This is a genomic window from Xanthomonas melonis (assembly GCF_020783655.1).
In the GTDB taxonomy this organism is placed as follows: domain Bacteria; phylum Pseudomonadota; class Gammaproteobacteria; order Xanthomonadales; family Xanthomonadaceae; genus Xanthomonas; species Xanthomonas melonis.
The window spans coordinates 64,516-85,608 of the sequence record NZ_JAJGQH010000016.1 but is presented as its reverse complement, the minus strand read 5'-3'; the positions used below and the strand labels follow the sequence as shown (position 1 = coordinate 85,608).

At 66.0% G+C, this 21,093-nt stretch carries 21 protein-coding genes; 16 read left to right on the top strand and 5 right to left on the bottom strand.

All coding sequences use genetic code 11. From position 1 onward, the window contains the following. Together LL964_RS16330 and LL964_RS16325 are read left to right on the top strand one after the other, a co-directional pair. Nucleotides 1-1,002, top strand: coding sequence for an LLM class flavin-dependent oxidoreductase (locus LL964_RS16330; protein ID WP_104588290.1), 1,002 nt, complete (start codon nucleotides 1-3; stop codon nucleotides 1,000-1,002). A 60-nt stretch (nucleotides 1,003-1,062) separates the two neighbouring features. Continuing rightward, a complete protein-coding gene (locus LL964_RS16325) occupies nucleotides 1,063-1,563 on the top strand; it encodes a pyridoxamine 5'-phosphate oxidase family protein (RefSeq protein WP_104588291.1) in 501 nt (166 codons plus the stop codon). Between the two features lie 307 nt (nucleotides 1,564-1,870). On the opposite strand, the gene LL964_RS16320 is transcribed toward LL964_RS16325, so the two are convergent. Then, nucleotides 1,871-2,542 (bottom strand): exopolysaccharide biosynthesis protein, encoded by a 672-nt coding sequence (locus LL964_RS16320; RefSeq protein WP_167395397.1) that lies wholly within the window; start codon nucleotides 2,540-2,542, stop codon nucleotides 1,871-1,873. After that, nucleotides 2,526-3,866 (bottom strand): hemolysin family protein, encoded by a 1,341-nt coding sequence (locus LL964_RS16315; RefSeq protein ID WP_104588293.1) that lies wholly within the window; start codon nucleotides 3,864-3,866, stop codon nucleotides 2,526-2,528. Before LL964_RS16315 ends, LL964_RS16320 begins: the two co-directional genes overlap by 17 nt. Before the next feature lie 272 nt (nucleotides 3,867-4,138). Here LL964_RS16315 and LL964_RS16310 point away from each other — a divergent pair, with 272 nt between their 5' ends. From LL964_RS16310 to LL964_RS16300, 3 genes are all read left to right on the top strand, one after another. Continuing rightward, entirely contained in the window at nucleotides 4,139-4,765 is a 627-nt protein-coding gene (locus tag LL964_RS16310) for a DUF47 domain-containing protein (RefSeq protein WP_104588294.1), read from the top strand. 9 nt (nucleotides 4,766-4,774) lie between these two features. Then, nucleotides 4,775-5,902 carry an inorganic phosphate transporter gene (locus LL964_RS16305; RefSeq protein WP_104588295.1) on the top strand — a complete coding sequence of 376 codons (1,128 nt, stop codon included), beginning with the start codon at nucleotides 4,775-4,777 and terminating at the stop codon, nucleotides 5,900-5,902. A gap of 109 nt (nucleotides 5,903-6,011) precedes the next feature. Next, a complete protein-coding gene (locus LL964_RS16300; protein WP_104588296.1) occupies nucleotides 6,012-6,773 on the top strand; it encodes a YdcF family protein in 762 nt (253 codons plus the stop codon). Nucleotides 6,774-6,967: 194 nt separating this feature from the next. Here LL964_RS16300 and LL964_RS16295 read toward each other — a convergent pair whose 3' ends face one another. Further along, entirely contained in the window at nucleotides 6,968-8,479 is a 1,512-nt protein-coding gene (locus tag LL964_RS16295; RefSeq protein WP_104588297.1) for a S10 family peptidase, read from the bottom strand. Nucleotides 8,480-8,838: 359 nt separating this feature from the next. Continuing rightward, a complete protein-coding gene (gene parE / locus LL964_RS16290; protein WP_104588298.1) occupies nucleotides 8,839-10,728 on the bottom strand; it encodes a DNA topoisomerase IV subunit B in 1,890 nt (629 codons plus the stop codon). 161 nt (nucleotides 10,729-10,889) lie between these two features. Between parE and LL964_RS16285 the strand changes: the two genes are divergently transcribed. The 9 genes from LL964_RS16285 (at nucleotide 10,890) to truD (ending at nucleotide 18,722) form a co-directional block, all read left to right on the top strand. Beyond that, nucleotides 10,890-11,132, top strand: a complete 243-nt coding sequence (locus LL964_RS16285) for a hypothetical protein (RefSeq protein ID WP_104588361.1) — start codon at nucleotides 10,890-10,892, stop codon at nucleotides 11,130-11,132. 172 nt (nucleotides 11,133-11,304) lie between these two features. Further along, the gene (gene pyrG / locus LL964_RS16280) at nucleotides 11,305-12,969 is read left to right on the top strand and encodes a CTP synthase (RefSeq protein WP_104588299.1); all 1,665 of its coding nucleotides are present in this window, start codon (nucleotides 11,305-11,307) and stop codon (nucleotides 12,967-12,969) included. Between the two features lie 304 nt (nucleotides 12,970-13,273). After that, nucleotides 13,274-14,104 carry a 3-deoxy-8-phosphooctulonate synthase gene (gene kdsA / locus LL964_RS16275; protein ID WP_104588300.1) on the top strand — a complete coding sequence of 277 codons (831 nt, stop codon included), beginning with the start codon at nucleotides 13,274-13,276 and terminating at the stop codon, nucleotides 14,102-14,104. A 47-nt stretch (nucleotides 14,105-14,151) separates the two neighbouring features. Continuing rightward, entirely contained in the window at nucleotides 14,152-14,439 is a 288-nt protein-coding gene (locus tag LL964_RS16270; RefSeq protein ID WP_323132952.1) for a hypothetical protein, read from the top strand. A 111-nt stretch (nucleotides 14,440-14,550) separates the two neighbouring features. Further along, the gene (eno, locus tag LL964_RS16265) at nucleotides 14,551-15,843 is read left to right on the top strand and encodes a phosphopyruvate hydratase (protein WP_104588302.1); all 1,293 of its coding nucleotides are present in this window, start codon (nucleotides 14,551-14,553) and stop codon (nucleotides 15,841-15,843) included. A gap of 3 nt (nucleotides 15,844-15,846) precedes the next feature. Next, entirely contained in the window at nucleotides 15,847-16,209 is a 363-nt protein-coding gene (gene ftsB / locus LL964_RS16260; RefSeq protein ID WP_104588303.1) for a cell division protein FtsB, read from the top strand. Continuing rightward, nucleotides 16,206-17,006 (top strand): 2-C-methyl-D-erythritol 4-phosphate cytidylyltransferase, encoded by an 801-nt coding sequence (gene ispD, locus LL964_RS16255; protein WP_104588304.1) that lies wholly within the window; start codon nucleotides 16,206-16,208, stop codon nucleotides 17,004-17,006. Before ftsB ends, ispD begins: the two co-directional genes overlap by 4 nt. Before the next feature lie 3 nt (nucleotides 17,007-17,009). Beyond that, nucleotides 17,010-17,501: a 2-C-methyl-D-erythritol 2,4-cyclodiphosphate synthase gene (gene ispF, locus LL964_RS16250; RefSeq protein WP_104588305.1), complete on the top strand. Its 492-nt coding sequence runs from the start codon at nucleotides 17,010-17,012 to the stop codon at nucleotides 17,499-17,501. A 117-nt stretch (nucleotides 17,502-17,618) separates the two neighbouring features. Beyond that, nucleotides 17,619-18,722 (top strand): tRNA pseudouridine(13) synthase TruD, encoded by a 1,104-nt coding sequence (truD, locus tag LL964_RS16245; protein ID WP_104588306.1) that lies wholly within the window; start codon nucleotides 17,619-17,621, stop codon nucleotides 18,720-18,722. Nucleotides 18,723-18,989: 267 nt separating this feature from the next. Here truD and LL964_RS16240 read toward each other — a convergent pair whose 3' ends face one another. Beyond that, nucleotides 18,990-19,529, bottom strand: a complete 540-nt coding sequence (locus LL964_RS16240) for a Smr/MutS family protein (RefSeq protein ID WP_104588307.1) — start codon at nucleotides 19,527-19,529, stop codon at nucleotides 18,990-18,992. A gap of 99 nt (nucleotides 19,530-19,628) precedes the next feature. On the opposite strand from LL964_RS16240, the gene surE reads away from it, so the two are divergent. Then, the gene (surE, locus tag LL964_RS16235) at nucleotides 19,629-20,408 is read left to right on the top strand and encodes a 5'/3'-nucleotidase SurE (protein ID WP_104588308.1); all 780 of its coding nucleotides are present in this window, start codon (nucleotides 19,629-19,631) and stop codon (nucleotides 20,406-20,408) included. Further along, nucleotides 20,405-21,082, top strand: a complete 678-nt coding sequence (locus LL964_RS16230; protein WP_104588309.1) for a protein-L-isoaspartate(D-aspartate) O-methyltransferase — start codon at nucleotides 20,405-20,407, stop codon at nucleotides 21,080-21,082. Before surE ends, LL964_RS16230 begins: the two co-directional genes overlap by 4 nt. Nucleotides 21,083-21,093: the final 11 nt, after the last annotated feature.

The window sequence follows — 21,093 nt, the reverse complement described above, 5'->3', positions numbered from 1 at the left end:
ATGACCCCTATCTCCGTGCTCGATCTGGCGCCGGTCTGCGAAGGCAGCGACACCACCCACGCCTTCGCGAACATGCTGGATCTGGCGCAGCACGCCGAGCGCTGGGGCTACCAGCGCTACTGGCTGGCCGAACACCACAACATGCCCGGGATCGCCAGCGCTGCCACCGCGGTGTTGATCGGGCACGTGGCCGGCGGCACCAGCACCATCCGTGTCGGCGCCGGTGGCATCATGTTGCCCAATCATGCGCCGCTGCAGGTGGCCGAACAGTTCGGCACGCTGGCCTCGCTGTATCCGCAGCGTATCGACCTGGGTCTGGGCCGCGCGCCTGGCACCGACCAGCCCACCGCGCGCGCCCTGCGCCGTTACTTTGACAGCGCCGACCAGTTCCCCCAGGACGTGGCCGAGTTGCTGCGCTATTTCGCACCCGCAGTGCCGGGACAATTGGTGCAGGCCGTGCCCGGTGCCGGCCTCGACGTGCCGGTGTGGCTGCTGGGCTCCAGCCTGTTCAGTGCACGGCTGGCGGCGGCCATGGGCCTGTCGTTCGCCTTTGCCTCGCATTTCGCGCCCGATGCGATGGATGAAGCGGTGGCGATCTATCGCCGCGAATTCCGCCCGTCTGCGCAGTTGGCCAAGCCCTACGTGATGCTGGCACTGAACGTGGTAGCCGCCGAAACGCAGGCGCAGGCGCGCCGCCTGTTCACCACCCAGCAGCAGAGCTTCGTGAATCTGCGGCGCGGCAAGCCGGGCAAGATTCCTGCGCCGATCGACGACATCGACAGCTTCTGGCAACCGCACGAGCGCGCAGGTGTGGAGCGCGCCCTCGCATGCACGGTGCTGGGCGATGCCGAGCAGGTTGCGCGTGGCGTCGCAGAGTTCATCGAGCGCCATGCGCCGGATGAGTTGCTGTTCACCGCCAACATCTACGATCACAGCGCGCGTTTGCGCTCGTTCGAGATCGCCGCAGCGGCGGTACGCGAATTGGACGTGACCACCGTGTGATTCACGTCGCTTTGCGTGGCGATCCGCTCAGATGCGTGCACATCCATTGGGAAGGCAGGCATGCAACTTCACGAACGCAGCGAGAACATCAAGCAACTGGCCGAGTTGATCCGCGGGGTGGACATCGCCATGTTCACCACCGTCTCGGCCGACGGCCGGCTGGTGAGCCGGCCGCTGGGGACGCAGGAAGTCGAGTTCGACGGCGACCTGTGGTTCGCCACCGCTGCCGACAGCCCGAAGGTGGCGGAAATCGCCGCCGACCCGCGCGTCAACGTGGCCTACGCGTCGGCATCGAAGAACACCTATGTGTCGGTGGCCGGCACCGCGCAGGTAGTACACGACCGGGCCAAGATCGAGCAACTGTGGTCGCCGGCGATGAAGGTGTTCTTTCCCGGCGGCAAGGACGATCCGAACTTGCGCCTGATCCATGTACGCGCCGAGTCGGCCGAATACTGGGACGGCCCCAGCGGCCTGCTCGGCAAGGCGCTGTACTTCGTGATGACGGCGGTGACCGACGATCCGGGCAGCCTGTCCGACAATCGCGTGGTCGATCTGAAGTGAAGCCCCGATCGGCCACCGGTAGTCAGTACAGAATCGGCTGCCAGTGCGGCACAGCGCATAAGCCCCTCTGCCTGCGGGATTGGCCCATCACCTTCGCCACCTAGCCCCTCTCCCAGCGGGAGAGGGGCTGGGGTGAGGGTACGGAGCTGCCACAAACCGCGAATTGCATTGCTTCAATGCGAGCTAGACCTGTTGCAACGACGCGCCACTACTATCCCCCGCATACAGCTCAGGACCAGGTAACCTAAACCCGCGCGGCGCCGAGAGGCGCGCAGGCAAGGACGCTACAACCACGCGCCCTTCGGCCCTACCGCCAAGCCGCCGGCCACCAGCCGCGAATCAGGTCCACCAACTGATCCGAAGTGACGCCGAACACGGCCACCGAGATCAGCGCGGCCGCCCAGCCTGCCAGCAATAGCGCACCATCGCGTTCCAGCAAGGCCAACGCAAACAGCAGCAGGATCAGCCCGAAAATGTAGTTGGTGAACGGGATCGGCAGCGTCAGCAGGATTCCGACCAGCACCAGCAACACGCCGGTGAACACCTGTGCCGGAAGGCGATCCAGCAGCACATGCAGACGTGGCTTGAGCAGTCGATCCAGTCGCCGCAGGGTCGGCCCAAGCTTGGCGACGAAGCGCTGGCTGGTGCGCCGCCGTGGCCCGCGCTCGCCGATGAAGGCCGGTACCCACGGCTTGCGCAGGCAGCACATCATCTGCAGCCCGATCAGCACCGTTAGCGGACCACTGATGCCGCCGGCCACGCCCGGAATCGGAATGAACGAAGGCAGGATCGCCAGGAATAGAAAGACCCCGAACGCGCTCTGCTGCAGGTCGGCCAGGATATCGCGCACACGCAGCACCTGCTCCGGGTCGCCATCGCTGAAGGCCGCCAGCAGGCTGCGGATGCCTTCGTTGCGATAGCGCATCCGCTCCTCGTCCGCCTCGCCGGGTGGTGGCCCGCCCTCAGCCGACGGTGTCATCGCTGTCCTCGTCGCCGACCCGGCGCAGCAACAGCTTGTCCACGCGCGCGCCGTCCAGGTCCACGATCTCGATGCGCCAGCCGGCCCAGTCGAAGAATTCGCCAGCCTGCGGAATCCGCCCGAAATAGTAGATGCACAGCCCGGCCAGGGTGTGGTAATCGCCTTCGTCGGCATCCGGCAATTCGGCGCCCAGCACTTCGCGCAGTTCTTCCACCGGCAGCGAACCGTCGATCAGCAACGAACCATCGGCGCGCGTCACCACCAGCGCATCTTCGTCGGTGTTTTCCACTGCCTGCAGGCGGCCCACCACCGCGCCCATCAGGTCACTGATGGTCACCAGCCCGCGGATCTCGCCGTACTCGTCCACCACCAGCGCCATCGACTGCTGTTCTTCGCGGAAGATCTCCAGCAGCTTCATCGCATGGGTGGATTCGGACACGAACACCGTGTCGCGCAGGGCCTGGAACAGCTGCGCGCCGTGCCCATCCATGCGGGTGACCAGCGATTTGACCTCCAGCACGCCGGCGATGTCCTGGTCGCTGCCGCGGTACACCGGGTACCGCGAGAATTCGTGCTCGCGCATGATCGCCAGATTGCGTTCCGGCTCGGCATTGGCGTCCAGCCAGGCGATGCGATTGCGCGGCGTCATCAGGCTGTCGGCGGTGCGGTCGCCCAGCCGCATCACCCGGTTCATCATGTCGCGTTCGTGCGCATCGATCACCCCGGCCTCGTGGCTCTCGGCCACCAGCATGCGGATCTCCTCTTCGGTCACCGATGCCGATTCGTCCTTGCCCATGCCCAGCACGCGCAGGACCAGGCGGGTGGAGCGCGCCAGTACCCACACGCCGGGCGCGGCGATCTTCGCCAGCCAGGTCATCGGCACGGCGACGAAGCCGGCGATGTGCTCGGAGTTGCGCAAGGCCAGCCGCTTCGGTACCAGTTCGCCGAAAATCAGCGTCAGGAAGGTGATCAGTGCCACTGCGAGGGTATTGCCGATCACCACCGAATAGGGCCGGGGCGTTCCGACCAGTTCGAACGAGGCCGAGAGTGCCGGAAACAGCTGCTGCAGCCAGTTGCTGATCGCCTCGCCGATCGCCTCGCCGCCGAACACGCCGGTCAGGATGCCGATCAGGGTAATACCGATCTGGACCGTGGACAGGAAGTTCTCGGGACTCTCGGCCAGGGCCAGCGCCCGGGCCGCGCGCTTGCTGGAGCCAGCCATCTGCTTCAAGCGGCTCTTGCGCGAGGTCATCAACGACATCTCCGACATCGCGAAGAAGCCGTTCAATACGATCAGGGCAATGACGATCAGAAACTCAACCACGGGCGTCTTCCCCGGTCAGTGAAGGGGAGGGCGGGGTTGCGCAGCGATGGCCGACGCGCGCAGAGGCGGGACGGCAGGCGGGGGAGATAGGGTCGTCTTCCATAGGGTGCGCCCGAAGGCGCGGGGGCATGGTAGCAAACCACAGGGTGGTTCGAGCCGGGAAATGCCGATGTGAAGGCCCCGGCAGCGTCCATATACCCAGACAGGTCATGGAGCGGTCATAATTCGCCCCTGGTGCCGTCTCTCCCTCGACGGCAGGAAGTTCTTCACCCATGTTCTCGTTGCAGACCATCTTCGGTTCCGGCAAGCAGTTCTATTCGCTCCTGAACGAAGCGGCGCAGGCCGCCTACGACAGCACCAAGGCCTTGCACGCCATGATGCGCGAGTCCGATCGGCAGCCCGCGCTGGACGCCTTCAAGCTCGCCCGCCTGCGCGAACGCGCCGCCTCCGACAAGATCGGCCAGGCACTGGTGGACAGCTTCATGACCCCGATCGAGCGCGAAGACATCGAGGCGCTGGGCTCGGCGCTGTACAAGATTCCCAAGCAGGTGGAGAAATTCGCCGATCGCTATTCGCTGGCGACCAAGCACCTGGAACACATCGACTTCGCCCCGCGCGCGGCGATGCTGGAACAGGCCGCGGCCGTGGTGGTGGAAATGGTCGACGAGCTGCCGCGCATGAACATCGATCGCATGACCGCGCTCAACGACAAGCTGCGCATGCTCGAGAACGAAGCCGACCGGCTGATGCTGGAACTGTACCGCGATATCTATTCCGGCCGCCTGGATACGCTGCAGATGTTTCTGCTCAAGGAGTTCTTCGAGATCCTGGAAAAAGCCATTGACCGCTGCCGCGAGGCGGGCGTGGTGGTGTACCAGATCGTGTTGAAGAACAGCTGAGGCCGCCGCGTGCTTACCCTTGTTCTGGTGGTGATCCTGGCTGCGTTGGTGTTCGAGTTCATCAACGGCTTCCACGACACCGCCAACTCCATCGCCACCGTCGTCGCCACCAAGGTGCTCTCACCGGGTTGGGCGGTGATGCTGGCCGCCGGCATGAACCTGATCGGCGCACTCACCGGCACGGCGGTGGCGCTGACCATCGCCTCGGGTCTGCTCAATACCGACGTGGTGGATGTCACCCCGCAGGTGATCCTGTGCGCCTTGCTGGGCGGCATCATCTGGAACCTGATCACCTGGTGGAAGGGCCTGCCGTCCTCCTCGTCGCATGCGTTGATCGGCGGGCTGTGCGGCGCCGGCCTGGCTGCCGCGCACAACAACTGGGACGCCTTGATCTGGTCGGAGAACATCGGCAACTGGGCCAAGAACAAGGGCCTGTTGTGGAAGGTATTCGTGCCGATGATCACCTCGCCGATCGCCGGTTTCCTGCTCGGCATCGTGGTGATGGTGCTGCTGTGGGCACTCATCGCCGGCATGTCGCGGCTCGGCGGCCGGATCGGTCGGCTGGCGCGGCCGCGTTGGGTCAATGCCTTCTTCGGCAAGGCGCAGATCGCCTCGGCCGCGTACATGGGCTATGCGCACGGGCACAACGACGCGCAGAAGACCATGGGCATCATCGCCATGACCCTGATCGGCGCGCAGTCGGCCGGCGCGCTGGACGATCTGCCTGGCTGGCTGGCCTTCCTGCATCCGGGCACCGGGCTGGCGGCCGGCGACGGCATCCCGATGTGGATCGTGCTGACCTGCGCGGTGGTGATGGCGGCCGGTACGGCCTCTGGCGGCTGGAAGATCATCAAGACGCTCGGTCACAAGATGGTCAAGCTGCATCCCATCCACGGCTTCGCTGCTGAAACCAGTTCGGCCACCGTACTGACCCTGGCCGCGCACTTCGGTATGCCGGTCTCCACCACCCACAGCATCTCCACCGCCATCATGGGCGTGGGCTTTGCGAAGAATCCGCGCTCGCTGCGGATCGGAGTGATCGAGCGCATCGTCTGGGCGTGGATCCTGACCATTCCGGCTGCCGGTGGCGTGGCGTATCTGATCCTGCGCGCCTTCGAACTGTTCGGCTGGACATGAGCGGTGTCGCGGTGCGGTCACGCACCGTGATCACGATGCAATGCCACTGGCGTTTGGCCGTTCGCATGCAGCGCGGCGGTCGGCGCATCCTGAGCGAGACTCTTCTTCGATGATGCTGGCACTGGTGTGCGTGTTGTTCGGGTTCGCCTGGCTGATCGACCGCCGCGGCCTACGGCGATTTTCCCGCACCCTGGGTGCGATCAGCCTGGCGCTGGTGCTGGCGGTGGGCTGCGGGCCGTTGCCGTCGTGGATGCTGCAGCACCTGCAGCGCACCGGGCACAACGACTTCGATGGATGGGGCGCGCGCAACGTCATCGTCTTGCTGGGCGCCGGCACCGTGCGTCCGGAGGGCAGGGATGCAGTGGCCGAGGCCAACATGTTCGCCTATGGCCGCATTGTCGAGGCGGCACGGCTGTACCAGCAGTGCCGTCGCAGCGGCGGCGAGTGCAAGATCGAAATCAGCGGCGGCGACGCGCGCGGTCTGGGCCTGTCCGAGGCGGTGGTCTACCAGCGCGTGCTGATCGGGCTGGGCATCGGGCGCGCGGATCTGATCATGGAGCCGTCCAGCATGAACACTTGGCAGAACGCGCAGTTCAGTCAGCCGTTGCTGCGCGCCTATCGGCCCGAGCGCATCGTGCTGGTGTCTTCGGCCACGCATCTGCGCCGTGCCGAACTGTATTTCCGCCACTTCGGCATCGATGCCGTCCCGGTGCGCGCCGACTGGCTGACCGCCTCGTGGTCGGTCCTGCCGCAGAGCTACAACTTCACCCTGGCCGATCTGGCCCTGCACGAATACCTGGGCATCGCGCGCTACGAGCTCTACCAATGGCTGGGCTGGAACGTGAAGGCCAGCGAGCCTGGGGCGGTGTGAGTCGGGAGTCGGGATTCGGGATTCGCAACAGCTGATGCACCTCCTGAGTTGCACGGCTGATCTGCTTCCGATAATGCCTGCCACTTCCAGATGGATGGCAGCCACGCATCTGCGTGGCGTTCGCGGCGTGCTTGCGCGCCGTTGGGGTGGGTGATGCATCGCCAGCCGCTGCGGGAGGCCGGCGATGGCTGCGCTCAGCGCGTTTCGTACATGGCCTTGACGTCGTTGCGGAACGCGGCCTGGCTGTCGGCACGGTTGTAGAACATGTGGCCGCCTGGATACTCGCGCACCTGCACGCGGGTGGGATCACCCATCGCCGGCATCTGGTCCACCGTGAGCACCGAACCCATGAACGGGCAGGAGAGGTCGTTCCAGCCGTGCGCGATCAGCACGCGCAGCTTGGGGTCGATCGCCACCGACTGGTGTAACTGCGTCACCGCGCCCTTGCGCAGTTCATCGCCCCAGTCCCAGGCCGTGTTGACCTCGTAATTGATTGCCTGATAGCGGGCATCGACCCTCCAGCCCACGATCCGGGTGACGAAATCCACCATCGCCGTGGTGGTGGGCGCGATGATGCTGTCCAGCAGCGGGTCGTTGGCGCGCTGCGCCGGATCGTTGGGAAACGGGTCGAACGCGGTCACGTTGGAATCGTAGCGGCTGCCCAGCTCACCCTTGTCGCGAAACACTTCTCGCAGGTAGGCCTGGGTCTCCAGCCGGCCGCCGGAGCGGCGCACGTAGGCCGGATCCAGCCCCGTCATGCGGGTGACCTGCTGCAACATGGCCTCCTGGGCCTTCGGATCGGAGCGGCCCTTCATCAGCGCCACCGCATAGTCGCCGCGCGTGTAGTCGATGACCTGGCGCATTGCCGGTTCATTGAGCTGACCCTGGCGTTCCAGGTGCGCGGCAGCGATCGACGGTAGCGTCATCATCCACGCCAGCGGCGACACATCGGCATTGTCGTCCAGGGTCGGATTCAGAAACGGCGACACCAGCACCACGCCATTCATCGCCACTCCGAGCCGGGTCTGCAGGAACTGGGTGATGCGCGGCCCGCGGAAGCCGCCGTAGCTCTCGCCCACCAGATACTTGCGCGCCTGCAGCCGACGGTTCTTGAGCAGCCAGTCGTAGATCACGCGCGAGAGATACTCCACGTCCGCCTGTGGGTTATAGAACTGCTTCTTGGCCTCGTCGTCTTCGATCAGCGAACGGCTGAAGCCGGTGCCCACAGGGTCGATGAACACCAGGTCGGTGAAGTCCAGCCAGGTGCCCGGATTGTCGCGCAGGGTGGCCGGTGCCGACGCACTGTCGCCTTCGGCGCCGAAGCTGACCACCTTCGGCCCGATCGCGCCCAGGTTGAGATACACCGATGCCGCGCCCGGGCCGCCGTTCAATGCGAACGTCACCGGGCGCTCCTTGCCATCGACGGTATAGGCGGTGAATACCACCTCGCCGGTGGTCTTGCCCTGCGCATCGCGCACCGGCAGCGTGCCGACGGTGGCGGTGTAACTGAGCGAGCGGCCGGCAACGCGCGTGCTCTGACGCACGCTGACATCGCCCGGTAACGGCGCCTGCCTGGCCGCGGCCGCATCGGGTTTCGCATCGCCGTTGGAGTCGCTTTTACGGTCGTCTTTGTCTGATGCAGCTGCCAGCGCCGCGCCGCTTAGCAGGAGGCAGGCCAATAGGCTGGCACGGAAAAACAAGGGCATGAGCGTCGACGCCGGAACAGGAGAGTGCCGATGCTAGGCTTCTGCAGAGCCCGGTGAATGTGCAGGAAGGCACGGATGTCGCGCTGACCGATGCGGGTCGCGCGCTTGCTTGCTTGTGCGGTGCGTGTGCGGTGGGCAGGTGGCTTTGAGTGATTCACCGGACAACTGTTGCTTTCGCATCTTGAAGCTTACGCCGGAAAATCGAGTTTGGTTCCTTCTCCCCTCGGGAGAAGGTGCCCCGTAGGGGCGGATGAGGATGCAGGCGAAGCTCTCGCAATGTTCACTGCACGAGGCTTCGCCCGTAACCTCACCCCAACCCCTCTCCCTAGGGGAGAGGGGCTTTCGAAGCGTCCGGGTTTTCAAACTTCCAGCGAAGCCAGGTCGCCCTTGGTCTCCAGCCACTGTTTGCGGTCGCTTGCGCGCTTCTTGGCCAGCAGCATGTCCATCAGCGAACGCGTCTGCTCGCCGTCGTCGATGGTCAGCTGCACCAGCCGGCGCGTATCCGGATGGATGGTGGATTCGCGTAGCTGCTGCGGATTCATCTCGCCCAGGCCCTTGAACCGGGTGACGCTGATCTGGCCCTTCATCTTCTCGCGCGCGATCTTGTCCAGCAGCGTGGTCTTTTCTTCTTCGTCCAGCGCGTAGAACACCTGCTTGCCCACGTCCACGCGGAACAGCGGCGGCATCGCCACGAACACGTGGCCGGCAGCGACCAATGCGGGGAAATGCTGCAGGAACAGCGCGGTCAGCAGCGTGGCGATATGCAGGCCATCGGAGTCGGCGTCGGCCAGGATCACCACCTTGCCGTAGCGCAGACCGGTGATGTCGTCCTTGCCCGGGTCGCAGCCGATCGCGATCGCCAGGTTATGCACTTCTTCGGAGGCCAGCACGCTGCCGGAAGCCACTTCCCAGGTATTGAGGATCTTGCCGCGCAACGGCAGGATCGCCTGGAAATCCTTGTCGCGCGCCTGCTTGGCCGAGCCGCCGGCCGAATCGCCTTCCACCAGGAACAGTTCGGTGCGCGACAGATCCTGGCTGATGCAGTCGGCCAGCTTGCCGGGCAGGGCCGGGCCCTGGGTGACCTTCTTGCGGACGATCTGCTTTTCGGTCTTCAGCCGCGCGCTGGCGCGGTCGATGGCGATCTGCGCGATCTTCTCGCCGATCTCCACGTTCTGGTTGAGATACAGGCTGAAGGCATCGTGCGCGGCGCCTTCGATGAAGCCGGCGGCCTGGCGCGAGGACAGCCGCTCCTTGGTCTGCCCGGAGAATTGCGGGTCGGTCATCTTCAGACTGAGCACGAAGGTGACCCGGTCCCACACGTCTTCCGGCGCCAGCTTGACCCCGCGCGGCAGCAGATTGCGGAAATCGCAGAACTCGCGCAGCGCATCGGTCAGGCCCGAACGCAGGCCGTTGACGTGGGTGCCGTGCTGCGCGGTGGGGATCAGGTTGACGTAGCTTTCCTGCACCAGCTCGCCTTCCGGTACCCAGGCCGCGGCCCAGTCGACGACCTCGGTATCCTTCTTCAGGCCGCCGACGAACAGCTCGGCCGGCAGCAGCTCGTGCTGGGCCATCTCGCCCTTGAGATAGTCGCGCAGGCCGTTCTCGAAATACCAGCTGTCCTGTTCGCCGGTGGCCTCGTCGTGCAGCTTGACGGTCAACCCCGGGCACAGCACGGCCTTGGCGCGCAGCAGATGGCGCAATGCACGCACATTGAACTTGGGCGTGTCGAAATACTTTGGGTCGGCCCAGAAGCGCAGCCGCGTGCCGGTGTTCTTCTTGCCCACCGTGCCCACCACTTCCAGCTTGGAGGCGGCGTTGCCGTCGCGGAACTCCATGCGGTGCTCGCTGCCTTCGCGCTTGATGAACAGCTCGACCTTGGTCGAGAGCGCGTTGACCACGCTCACGCCTACGCCGTGCAGGCCGCCGGAGAAGGTGTAGTTGCGGTTGCTGAATTTGCCGCCGGCATGCAGCCGGGTCAGGATCAGTTCCACACCTGGAATCTTCTCTTCCGGATGGATGTCCACCGGCATGCCGCGGCCGTCGTCGGACACCTCGCAGCTGCCATCCTTGTATAAGGTGACTTCCACTTGCCTGGCGTGGCCAGCCAGCGCCTCGTCGACGGAGTTGTCGATCACTTCCTGCGCCAGATGGTTCGGGCGCGCGGTGTCGGTGTACATGCCAGGGCGGCGTTTGACCGGGTCCAGGCCCGACAGCACTTCAATATCGGCGGCGTTATAACGGGTGTTCATGCATCTCGTTGGCACGTGAAACGACGCGCAAGTGTGCGGGCTGGGGCGACTTTTTGCACGCGGCAGGCGTTCAGTGCAGGGCTGGGTGCGCCTGGCTACCCTAGCGTTGGTTTCGGAACCGAACGTCCCCACCTGAGGATGTGACCGAACCGGAGGACACCATGAAGTTCAAACACATTCTGATGCTCACCCTGGGTGCGGCCGCCGTGGCGGCATTGCCGGCGCTGGCCCAGGCCGCCCCGCAGCAGTCCGGGCAGGGCGCCACCGCGCAAAAGGCCGACGATGCCAAGGCCAAGACCGAAGCCGAGCGCAAGGCCGAACGCCGCGCTGCCGCAGCCGCGCAGAAGCCCAAGGCCGACAGCGCCCCGCGCGAGGAAGAAGAAGAGGAAAAGCCGGCGCGCTGATCCTCGCGCACTGGCACCTCGCACCATGGACGCCCCGGCTCAGGCCGGGGCGTCTGCATTTGCGCATGGTTGCAGCCACTTTTGCCGCGCGGGATGACCTCGTCATCACGCAGCCCTTGGGCATTCGCCCGTCACCCGTTAAACTATGGCTTTCCGGGAGGCCTTGAGCCCCATGACTCCCCTGATTTTCGTAACAGGCGGTGTAGTGTCCTCGCTAGGCAAGGGCATCGCCGCTGCTTCGCTTGCGTCCATTCTCGAAGCGCGTGGCCTGAAGGTCACGATGATGAAGCTGGACCCGTACATCAATGTGGACCCGGGCACGATGAGCCCGTTCCAGCATGGCGAGGTCTACGTCACTGACGACGGCGCCGAAACCGACCTGGACCTTGGCCACTACGAGCGCTACGTGCGCACGCGGCTATCGCGCAAGAACTCGGTCACCACCGGCCGGATCTACGAGAACGTGATCCGCAAGGAGCGTCGTGGCGACTACCTGGGCGCCACCGTGCAGGTGATCCCGCATATCACCGACGAGATCCGCCGTTGCATCGATGAGGCCACGGCCGGCTTCGACGTAGCGCTGATCGAGATCGGCGGCACGGTGGGCGACATCGAATCGTTGCCGTTCCTGGAAGCCATTCGCCAGGTGCGTACCGAGCGCGGCGCCGAGAAGGCGATGTTCATGCACCTCACCCTGGTGCCGTACATCGCCGCGGCCGGTGAGCTGAAGACCAAGCCGACCCAACATTCGGTCAAGGAACTGCGCTCGATCGGCATCCAGCCAGACGTGCTGCTGTGCCGTTCCGAACAGGCCGTGCCGGATTCGGAGCGGCGCAAGATCGCGCTGTTCACCAATGTTTCCGAGCGCGCGGTGATCAGCTGCCCGGACATCGACGTGCTCTATGGCATGCCGCTGGAACTGCTGCGCCAGGGTCTGGACGAGGTGGTCATCGAGCAGTTCAAGTTGCGCGACAAGGTCGCCGCGGCCGATCTGTCCGAATGGGCGGCGGTGGTGGACGCGGTCAAGCACCCGCTGGACGAAGTCACCATCGCGGTGGTCGGCAAGTACGTCGATCACCAGGATGCCTACAAGTCGGTGGCCGAAGCGCTGCGTCATGGCGGTCTGCGCCAGCGCACCAAGGTCAACCTGAAGTGGCTGGAAGCGCAGGACCTGGAAGGCAGCGACATGGCTGCCCTGCAGGATGTCGACGGCATTCTGGTGCCGGGCGGCTTCGGCGACCGTGGCTTCGAAGGCAAGGTGCTCACCTCCAAATATGCGCGTGAGCACAAGGTGCCGTATTTCGGCATCTGCTACGGCATGCAGGCCGCCGTGGTGGACTACGCGCGCCACGTGGCCGAGCTGGACGCGGCCAACAGCACCGAGAACGACCGCCAGTCGCCGCATCCGGTGATCGGCCTGATCACCGAGTGGCGCACCGCCACCGGCGAAGTCGAAAAACGCGACGAGAAGTCCGACCTGGGCGGCACCATGCGTCTGGGCCTGCAGGAGCAGCGGCTGAAGCCGGGCACGCTGGCGCGCGAGGTCTACGGCAAGGACGTGGTGGCCGAGCGTCACCGTCACCGCTACGAGTTCAACAACCGCTACCGCACCCAGCTGGAAGATGCCGGCCTGGTGATTTCCGGCAAGTCGATGGACGACACGCTGGTGGAAGTGGTGGAGTTGCCGCGCGATGCGCATCCGTGGTTCCTGGCCTGCCAGGCGCACCCGGAGTTCCTGTCCACTCCGCGCGACGGGCATCCGCTGTTCATCGGCTTCTTGCGCGCTGCGCGCGAGAAGAAGGCAGGCGGCAAGTTGCTCAAGGAAGCGCGTGCGTGAGTTCCTTTTCCCGTCGGAAAAAGGTGCCCTGAATGGGCGGATTTGGGGGCGCCGCAACACATTGGAAGATGGCAGCCATGACGAACGCGTCGCTCGTGGTTAACTCCCTTCTCCCACCGGGAGAAGGCGCCCCGTAGGGGCGGATGAGGGGCGCCGCGACACATTGAAAAGATTGAAGTCATGATGAACGCGTCGCCACGCGCCAGCCAGGGCAAACCATCTGGCCTTATAAGCGCTTGCAAACCTTACCCTCACCCCAACCCCTCTTCCGGTGGGAGAGGGGCTTACTCAATTAGGTGACCTGATGAAACTGTGTGACTTCGACGTCGGCCTCGACCAGCCGCTGTTCCTGATTGCCGGGCCCTGCGTGATCGAGTCGATGCAGCTGCAGCTCGATGTCGCCGGCAAGCTCAAGGAAATCACCGGCAGGCTGGGGATCAACTTCATCTTCAAGTCCAGCTTCGACAAGGCCAACCGCACCTCCGGCACCAGTTTCCGCGGTCCGGGCCTGGAAGAAGGCCTGAAGGTGCTGGATGCGGTGAAGCGGCAGATCGGCGTGCCGGTGCTCACCGACGTGCATGAATACACGCCGATGAACGAGGTCGCCGCCGTCGTCGACGTGCTGCAGACCCCGGCCTTTCTGGTGCGCCAGACCGACTTCATCAAGAACGTCTGCGCCGCCGGCAAGCCGGTCAACATCAAGAAGGGCCAGTTCCTGGCGCCGTGGGACATGAAGCCGGTGGTGGACAAGGCCAAGTCCACCGGCAACGAGCAGATCATGGTCTGCGAACGTGGTGCCTCGTTCGGCTACAACAACCTGGTCAGCGACATGCGCTCGCTGAGCGTCATGCGCGATACCGGCTGCCCGGTGGTGTTCGATGCCACCCACTCGGTGCAGTTGCCGGGCGGGCAGGGCAGCAGCTCCGGCGGCCAGCGTGAGTTCGTGCCGGTACTGGCGCGCGCAGCGGTGGCGGTCGGTATCTCCGGTTTGTTCGCCGAAACCCATCCCGATCCCTCCAAGGCCCTGTCCGATGGTCCCAATGCGTGGCCGCTGGATCGCATGGAAGAGCTGCTGGAAACGTTGATGGAACTGGATGCGGTGACCAAGAAACACGGGTTCGCGCGCTTCGCATGAGGCCTGCGGCGGTGCGTCGCCACTGGCATCACTGGCCCTGGGGTTGGATGGCGCTGGGGTCGTCGCTGGCGACGTGGGTCTGCGCGGCACTGCTGGCGGTAGTGTTCACCGCCAGTATCGGCATGCCGGGCGACGGCAGCCATGCGCTGCAATCCACATGGTCTGCGGGGCTGCTGGTGCTGGCGGTCGCCGCCACGACGACGCTGTGTTGTCTGATCGCCAGTCCTGCCGCATTGCGCTGGCAGCGCCAGCCGGCGGCCGGAGCGATCGCGCTCGCCTTGCTGGTGAGCGTGCTCGTGCTGTTCGGTCTGACGCTGCTGGGCCTGCGCATCTAGCGCCGGTGCTTACGCCGTGGCCCTGCGATTTGGCAATGGGGCAGTGTGCGGCGATAATCCGGCGGCTTGTTTCCGGTGTACTTCCCCCCTTACTGGTAACCGAACGGACCTATGACCACTATCGCCAAGATCCTCGCCCGCGAAATCCTCGACTCCCGCGGCAATCCCACGCTGGAGGCGGAAGTCACGCTGGCAGACGGCTCGTTCGGCCGCGCGGCCGTGCCCTCGGGCGCCTCGACCGGCACCAAGGAAGCGGTGGAACTGCGCGACGGCGACAAGACCCGCTACCTGGGCAAGGGCGTGCGCCACGCGGTGGACAACGTCAACGGCACCATCGCCGAGACGCTGAAGAACTTCGACGCCGCCGATCAGCAGGGCCTGGACCGTCGCCTGATCGATCTGGACGGCACCGAGAACAAGGGCCGCCTGGGTGCCAATGCGCTGCTGGGTGTTTCGCTGGCCGCTGCGCATGCGGTGGCGGCCTCGCGCAAGCAGCCGCTGTGGCAGTACCTGTCCACCATCACCGAGTCGGACGTGGCGCTGCCGGTGCCGATGATGAACATCATCAACGGCGGTGCGCATGCCGACAACAACGTCGACTTCCAGGAATTCATGGTGCTGCCGGTCGGCTGCGGCTCGTTCTCCGAAGCGCTGCGCGCCGGCACCGAGATCTTCCATTCGCTCAAGTCGGTGCTCAAGGGCCACGGCCTGAGCACCGCGGTCGGCGACGAAGGCGGCTTTGCGCCGGATTTCCGCAGCAATGTCGAAGCGCTGGACACCATTCTCGAAGCGATCGGCAAGGCAGGCTACACCGCCGGTGAAGACATCCTGCTGGGCCTGGACGTGGCCTCCTCGGAGTTCTACGACAACGGCAAGTACAATCTGGTCGGTGAGAACAAGCGCCTGACCAGCGAGCAGTTCGTCGATTTCCTGGCCGACTGGGTGGCGCAGTACCCGATCATCAGCATCGAGGACGGCCTGGCCGAGGACGATTGGGCCGGCTGGAAGCTGCTGACCGATCGCGTCGGCAAGAAGGTGCAGCTGGTCGGCGACGACCTCTTCGTCACCAACCCGAAGATCTTCAAGCAGGGCATCGACTCGGGCACCGCCAACGCGATCCTGATCAAGGTCAACCAGATCGGCACGCTGACCGAAACGCTGGAAGCCATCGCGATGGCGCACGCAGCCAATTACGCCTCCATCGTCTCGCACCGTTCGGGCGAAACCGAAGACACCACCATTGCCGACATCGCCGTGGCCACCACCGCCACGCAGATCAAGACCGGCTCGCTGTGCCGCAGCGACCGCGTGGCCAAGTACAACCAGCTGCTGCGCATCGAACAGGCGTTGGGTTCCGGTGCGCGCTACGCCGGCCGCGACGCGTTCGTGTCGCTCAAGCGCTAAGCCGTGCGCAACTGGCGCTGGCTACTGCTGGTGCTGGCGGTGCTGCTGGCTTGGCTGCAGTACCGCTTCTGGTTCGGGCCTGGGAATTCCGGCGAGGTGATGATGCTGGAGGCCCAGGTCGCGCATCAGACACAGGACAACGAGGGCCTGCGCCAGCGTAACCAGGCGTTGGCCGCAGAGGTGAAGGATTTGAAGGATGGCGAAGCGGCAATCGAGGAACGCGCGCGCAGCGAGCTGGGCATGATCAAGCCGGGCGAAACGTTCTACCGCGTGGTCGAGGATGCGTCGCTGCCGCCTGGATCGAGTGAGGTTGCGGCACCGGCGCCGCAAGCGCCCGCATCCACCGACCCCGTGGATCATCCATGACCGGTTCGGTCTGGGCGATCGTGCCGGCCGCTGGCCGTGGCACGCGATTCGGCGGGCACACGCCCAAGCAGTATCTGCATGCGGCCGGGCAGCCGTTGATGGCCTACACCCTGGCGGCGCTTGCGGCGCACCCGGCAGTGGCCGGCATCCTGGTGGCGATCGCTGCCGACGATGCCGATTGGCCGGGCTGGAGCGCGGTGCAGTCCAAGCCGATACTCACGTGCGTGGGGGGCGCTACGCGCGCCGCATCCGTGCTTGCGGGCCTGCTGGCCTTGCCAGACAGCGTGCGCGCCGACGATTTCGTGCTGGTGCACGATGCCGCGCGCCCGAACCTGGCGCTGGTCGATCTGGATCGGCTGCTGGAGATCGGTCGCGGCGATCCGGTGGGCGCGATCCTGGCGGCGCCGGTGCGCGACACGCTCAAGCGTGCCGGCGACGATGGCGGCATCGACGGTACCGAACCGCGCGAACGCCTGTGGCGCGCGCTCACTCCGCAACTGTTCCGGCGGCATCAACTGATCCGCGGCCTCACCGAAGCATCGGCGGCCGGCGTCGAGGTGACCGACGAGGCGATGGCGATGGAGCGGATGGGCTTGCGCCCCTTGCTGGTGGAAGGGGCCGAGGACAACTTCAAGGTCACCACGCCGGCGGATCTGGCGCGTTTCCAGTTCGAACTGGCCAGCCGGGGCCCGGTACCCGGGACCCGGGACCCGGAAAGCGCACATCCCCAGTCGTCCGTTCTGGCCTCGGTTTCCCCCAGTCCCGGGTCCCGGGTCCCCGGTCCCGAAGAGGTTTGATTCATGTCCATCGATTTCCGCATCGGCCAGGGGTACGACGTGCACGCGTTCGGTGCTGGCGATCATGTGATGCTCGGCGGCGTGCGCGTGGCGCATAGCCATGGCGTGCTCGCGCACAGCGACGGCGACGTGGTGCTGCACGCGCTGTGCGATGCCATGCTCGGTGCGCTGGCGCTGGGCGATATCGGCCAGCATTTCCCGCCCAGCGATGCACGCTGGAAGGACGCCGATAGCGCGCAATTCCTGCAGCACTGTGATCAATTGCTGCGCGAGCGCGGCTGGCGGGTCGGCAATGCCGACATCACCGTGATCTGCGAGCGGCCCAAGGTCGGCCCGCACGCGCTGGCGATGCGCGAACGCATCGCCAGCCTGCTGGCGATCGAGCTCGACGCGGTCAGCGTCAAGGCCACCACCAGCGAAAGACTCGGGTTCACCGGGCGTGGCGAAGGCATCGCCGCGCAGGCGGCGGTGCTGCTGGGCAGGATTTCCGCCTAGAACGCCACCCTCGGGCCGGATCGGTCCGCCTGCAAGATCGCATCCTGCGACATCACATTCGGCGCCGTAGCGTCGGCATACAGCGCACGATGCGTCGGCGCGAAGGCAAGCGACACCATGAGCGAATCCCCGGTTCTTTCACGCGCGCACGGCGATTCGGTGCTACGCGCGGCGATGCGTTGCACGCCGGAGGACTTCCAGGTCGAAGAGTTGCCGGCCTTCGAGCCCTCCGGCGAAGGCGAGCATCTGCTGCTCACCATCCGCAAGCGTGGTCAGAACACGGCCTATGTCGCCAGGATGCTGGCGCGCTGGGCCGGCATCGCTGACATGGGCGTCAGCTACGCCGGGCTGAAGGATCGCCATGCAGTGACCACGCAACGTTTCAGCGTGCATCTGCCCAAGCGCGTCGCCCCGGACCTGGCCACGCTCGACGATGCGCAACTGCAGGTGATCGACAGTACCTGGCACAACCGCAAACTGCAGCGCGGCGCGTTGCTGGGCAACCGGTTCGTGCTGACGCTGCGCGATGTGCAGGGCGAGCGCGAGGCGATCGACCGGCGCCTGCATGCGATCGCCACGCGCGGCATTCCCAACTGGTTCGGCGAGCAGCGCTTCGGACGCGATGGCGGCAACGTGGCGGCGGCGCTGGCGATGTTCGGCCATGTGCAACAGGCCGACGGCACGCTGGCGCAGGTGCCGCCATCGAAGCGGCGCCTGCGCAACGATCAGCGCTCGATCCTGCTGTCGGCAGCGCGTTCGGCGCTGTTCAATCGTGTGCTGGCCGCGCGCGTGCAGCAGGGTAGTTGGGACAGCGCGCTGGAGGGCGAAGCCTGGATGCTGGATGGCTCGCGCAGCGTGTTCGGTCCCGAGTCGTGGAGCGAGGTGCTGGCCGAGCGCCTGGCGCGTTTCGACATCCATCCCAGTGGCCCGCTGTGGGGCGCTGGCGAGCCGCGTCCGACCGGCCACGCAGCTGCGCTGGAGCAGGGCGCACTATCGGATCCGCAATCGCAGGCCTTGCGGCAGGGGCTGGAGGCCGCTGGGCTGAAGCAGGAGCGCCGTGCCTTGCGGCTGCGTCCGCATAATCTCGTCCATGCCTGGCACGACCCGCACACGCTGCGGGTGGAATTCGCATTGCCGCCGGGCTGCTATGCGACCGCCGTGTTGTGGGAGCTGGGCGAGGTCACCGATGCCGCCCAATCCGGGGCGACGCCTGCCGAGTGACGTGCGGTCATCGCCGCAGCGCGCTGGCGATCGATCCGGGAGCGATGCGGATTGCCGCCTTCCCGGCGGCGAACGCGGTGCTGCAGTCGCGCGATTGTCCGTCCCGCACCGGCGTACGTCCCGGGTCGCCGTGCCGCATGCTGCTGTCCTGGTGTGGGGTCCGGTTGCGTCGACAGCGCCCTGCAATGGCGAATCCCTGCTCAAGGCATCCGCACCGCTCCTGTTCGTGCGCGTCCATGGCGCCGCGTGGCAACCCACTGCAGCGTGTCAGCGCGGCGCCAGCAGCACCAGCAACGCACCGGTCCCGCCTTGCGTGGGCGGCGCGGAATGAAACGCCAGCACGTCGTTGCGCTGGCGCAGCAGGCGGTCCATCAGGTTCTTCAACACCGGAGCGCCGGTGTCCGATTGCAGTCCCTTGCCGTGGATGATGCGCACGCAGCCATGTTCGTGCGCATGCGCCTCGCTCAGGAACTGGCGTAGCAGCGCTTCTGCCTGCGCCGCAGTGGCACCGTGCAGGTCCAGTTCGTCCTGGATCGAAAACTGGCCGCGCTTGAGCCGTTGAAACAGCCGTGGGGGCAGATTCTCGCGCCGATAGCTGGCGGTATCGCCGGCCTCCAGTGGGGCGCTGTCGCGTAACAGGCGGGCGAATTCGGTGTGCGCTTCGGCGTCGTCGCGTTCGGCCATGCGCGCGCGCGGTTTCGGACGCGGCTTGGCGTTGGCCGGGGGCGCGACCTCACGCAGCGGCGTGACCGCACCGATCGCTGCGCGAAACAGCGCGCCGTCGTCTTCGTGTTCGGGATGCGACATGCGGACAGGGTAACCGGTCCAAGCGCAGACGCACGCGAAGATCAAGCGCGAAGCCTGTGGACGCATCCGGTATCATGGCCGGGTTTTCCGAGGAGTCCCATGCGCGTACTGGTTAGCAACGACGATGGTGTCGACGCCCCCGGCATCCAGATCCTGGCCGATGCGCTGCGCGATGCCGGTCACGAAGTGATGGTGGTCGCGCCCGATCGCGATCGCTCCGGCGCCAGCAATTCGCTGACGCTGGACGTGCCCATCCGCACCCGCCGCATCGACGCGCAGACCTGCGCGGTGGCTGGTACCCCTACCGACTGCGTGCATCTGGCGCTCACCGGCATGCTGGACTACGACCCGGACATCGTGGTCTCAGGCATCAACAACTCGGCCAACCTGGGCGACGACGTGATCTATTCGGGCACCGTCTCCGCTGCGATGGAAGGCCGTTTCCTGGGCTTGCCCGCCGTTGCGGTCTCGCTGGTCACCCATCACCACGAGGCGCACAACTACCAGACCGCCGCACGCGCGGCGGTGGAAATCGTGGCGCGGCTGAAGGCCGACCCGTTGCCTGCCGACACCATCCTCAACGTCAACGTGCCGGATCTGGCCTGGTCGGATGTGCTCGGTTTCGAGGTCACCCGGCTGGGCAACCGGCACCGCTCCGAACCCTGTGTGCCGCAGCGCGACCCGCGCGGCCGCACCGTGTACTGGATCGGACCGGCCGGTCCCGAGCAGGACGCCGGCCCCGGTACCGATTTTCATGCCGTGCGCACCGGGCGGATTTCGATCACCCCGATCCATGTCGATCTCACCCGCTATCAGGCGCTGGAGACGGTGGCCGGTTGGGTGGGCGGGCTGACCGCTGCGCTGGACGGGCCGGCATGACGCCGAGGCTGCGCCTGCAACCGGAATCGGTGGGGATCGGCATGACCTCCCAACGCGTGCGCGACCGCCTGGTCGAACGTCTGCGCGAGGCCGGCATCCAGGACGAAGCCACGCTCAATGCGATGCGCACCGTGCCGCGGCATCTGTTCATCGACGAGGCGCTGGCTTCGCGCGCCTACGAAGACACCGCACTGCCGATCGGCCATGGCCAGACCATCTCCCAGCCATGGGTGGTGGCGCGCATGACCGAGGCGGTGCTGCAGGTGGCGCCGACCAAGGTGCTGGAGGTGGGCACCGGCTCCGGCTACCAGGGCGCGATCCTGGCCGCGCTGGGGCTGGAGGTCTACACCGTCGAACGCATCGGCGACCTGCTGCGGCAGGCACGCAAGCGTTTTCGGCATCTGGGCATGAACGTGCGCAGCAAGCACGACGACGGCCGCATCGGCTGGCCCGAACACGGCCCCTACGACGCCATCGTGGTCACCGCGGCCGCGCCGGCGCTGGTCGATGCGCTGGTCGATCAGCTGGCAGCCGGCGGGCGCCTGGTCGCACCGGTCGGTGGCGCGTCTTCGCAGTCGCTGGTGCAGCTCACCCGTGACGCCGACGGTGCGATCGATCATCAGGTTCTGGCGCCGGTCACGTTCGTCCCGCTGTTGTCGGGCATGCTGGATTGATCCCATGAGAG